Source organism: Alcanivorax sp. NBRC 102024, from assembly GCF_001602235.1.
Lineage (GTDB): Bacteria > Pseudomonadota > Gammaproteobacteria > Pseudomonadales > Alcanivoracaceae > Alcanivorax.
The window spans coordinates 1-3,097 of record NZ_BDAS01000026.1; the positions used below are offsets into that span (position 1 = coordinate 1).

General features: G+C 53.1%; 1 rRNA gene. It reads right to left on the reverse strand.

The features are described from left to right. Positions 1–164: 164 nt before the first annotated feature. Positions 165–3,056 (reverse strand): 23S ribosomal RNA (locus tag A0251_RS17050). Between the last annotated feature and the right edge of the window lie 41 nt (positions 3,057–3,097).

Sequence of the window (3,097 nt, forward strand, 5' to 3'; positions counted from 1 at the left end):
CGCGGGCATCGCTAAATTAGGTTGCCTTACCGGTGTACTACACTGCTCACCGGCAAAGCCAAATGGGAACGAGAAGTTTGCTAGTCAATGCTGCAAGCGTCCAATCTCTGACACCGTCTCTTTGCGGTCCTGGCTCTTGGAGCCGAAGACTGCTTTGGTGTTATATAGTCAAGCCTCACGGGCAATTAGTACTGGTTAGCTTCACGCCTTACAACGCTTCCACACCCAGCCTATCAACGTTGTGGTCTTCAACGGCCCTTCAGGGGAATCAAGTTCCCAGGGAGATCTCATCTTGAGGGAGGCTTCCCGCTTAGATGCTTTCAGCGGTTATCCCGTCCGAACGTAGCTACCCGGCAATGCCACTGGCGTGACAACCGGAACACCAGAGGTTCGTCCACTCCGGTCCTCTCGTACTAGGAGCAGCTCCTCTCAAATCTCCAACGCCCACGGCAGATAGGGACCGAACTGTCTCACGACGTTCTAAACCCAGCTCGCGTACCTCTTTAAATGGCGAACAGCCATACCCTTGGGACCGGCTTCAGCCCCAGGATGAGATGAGCCGACATCGAGGTGCCAAACACCGCCGTCGATATGAACTCTTGGGCGGTATCAGCCTGTTATCCCCGGAGTACCTTTTATCCGTTGAGCGATGGCCCTTCCATACAGAACCACCGGATCACTAAGACCTGCTTTCGCACCTGCTCGACTTGTAGGTCTCGCAGTCAAGCACCCTTCTACCTTTACGCTCGTTGCACGATGTCCGACCGTGCTGAGGGTACCTTTGTGCTCCTCCGTTACTCTTTGGGAGGAGACCGCCCCAGTCAAACTACCCACCACACAATGTCCCCGATCCAGATAATGGACCTAGGTTAGAACCTCAAACATGCCAGGCTGGTATTTCAAGGACGACTCCACGATGACTAGCGTCACCGCTTCAAAGTCTCCCAGCTATCCTACACAAGCAGGTTCAAAGTCCACTGTGAAGCTATAGTAAAGGTTCACGGGGTCTTTCCGTCTAGCCGCGGGTACACAGCATCTTCACTGCGATTTCGATTTCACTGAGTCTCGGGTGGAGACAGCGCCCCCATCATTACGCCATTCGTGCAGGTCGGAACTTACCCGACAAGGAATTTCGCTACCTTAGGACCGTTATAGTTACGGCCGCCGTTTACCGGGGCTTCGATCAAGAGCTTCGCCGAAGCTAACCCCATCAATTAACCTTCCGGCACCGGGCAGGCGTCACACCCTATACGTCCGCTTACGCGTTTGCAGAGTGCTGTGTTTTTAATAAACAGTTGCAGGGGCCTTTTCACTGCGACCGCCAATAGCTCAGAGAGCAAGTCTCGTCACCGTCAGCGGCGTACCTTCTCCCGAAGTTACGGTACAATTTTGCCTAGTTCCTTCACCCGAGTTCTCTCAAGCGCCTTAGAATACTCATCCCAACCACCTGTGTCGGTTTGGGGTACGGTTCCTTATAACCTGAAGCTTAGAAGATTTTCCTGGAAGCATGGCATCAACCACTTCCCGGTCACAAAGGACCAGTGGTCTCGACTCTCAGCCTTAAGGTGCCGGATTTGCCTAACACCTCAGCCTACAGCCTTTCCCCGGGACAACCAACGCCCGGTAGGCATAGCCTTCTCCGTCTCTCCATCGCAGTTATAAGAAGTACGGGAATATTAACCCGTTTCCCATCAGCTACGCATTTCTGCCTCGCCTTAGGGGCCGACTCACCCTGCGCCGATTAGCGTTGCGCAGGAAACCTTGGTCTTTCGGCGTGGGGGTTTTTCACCCCCATTATCGTTACTCACGTCAGCATTCGCACTTGTGATACCTCCAGCATGCTTCTCAACACACCTTCACAGGCTTACACAACGCTCCCCTACCCAGCAGAACAAGTCTGCTGCCGCAGCTTCGGTATCCAGTTTGAGCCCCGTTACATCTTCCGCGCAGGCCGACTCGACTAGTGAGCTATTACGCTTTCTTTAAAGGATGGCTGCTTCTAAGCCAACCTCCTAGCTGTCTGAGCCTTCCCACATCGTTTCCCACTTAACTGGAATTTGGGGACCTTAGCTGGCGGTCTGGGTTGTTTCCCTCTTCACGACGGACGTTAGCACCCGCCGTGTGTCTCCCGGATAGTACTCACTGGTATTCGGAGTTTGCATCGGTTTGGTAAGTCGGGATGACCCCCTAGCCGAAACAGTGCTCTACCCCCAGTGGTATTCGTCCGAGGCGCTACCTAAATAGCTTTCGGGGAGAACCAGCTATCTCCGAGCTTGATTAGCCTTTCACTCCGATCCACAGGTCATCCGCTAACTTTTCAACGGTAGTCGGTTCGGTCCTCCAATGCGTGTTACCGCATCTTCAACCTGCCCATGGATAGATCGCCCGGTTTCGGGTCTAATCCCAGCAACTAAACGCCCTATTAAGACTCGGTTTCCCTACGGCTCCCCTAAACGGTTAACCTCGCTACTGAAATTAAGTCGCTGACCCATTATACAAAAGGTACGCCGTCACCCCACAAAGAGGGCTCCGACTGCTTGTACGTACACGGTTTCAGGTTCTATTTCACTCCCCTCTCCGGGGTTCTTTTCGCCTTTCCCTCACGGTACTGGTTCACTATCGGTCAGCCAGGAGTATTTAGCCTTGGAGGATGGTCCCCCCATGTTCAATCAGAGTTTCACGTGCTCCGACCTACTCGATTTCACCTGATCAGATTTTCGGATACGGGGCTATCACCCACTATGGCCGGCCTTCCCAGACCGTTCTCCTAATCTTTCACAGACTTAAGGGCTAATCCGCGTTCGCTCGCCGCTACTGACGGAATCTCAATTGATTTCTGTTCCTACGGGTACTTAGATGTTTCAGTTCCCCGCGTTCGCCTCGCATACCTATGTATTCAGTATGCGATACCTGCCTTATGACAGGTGGGTTTCCCCATTCGGAAATCTCCGGATCAAAGGTTGTTTGCTACCTCCCCGAAGCTTATCGCAAGCTACAACGTCCTTCATCGCCTCTGGCTGCCAAGGCATCCACCGTGTACGCTTAATCACTTGACTATATAACCCAAAACAGTCTCTTCACTGCCCGCCTTTCGACT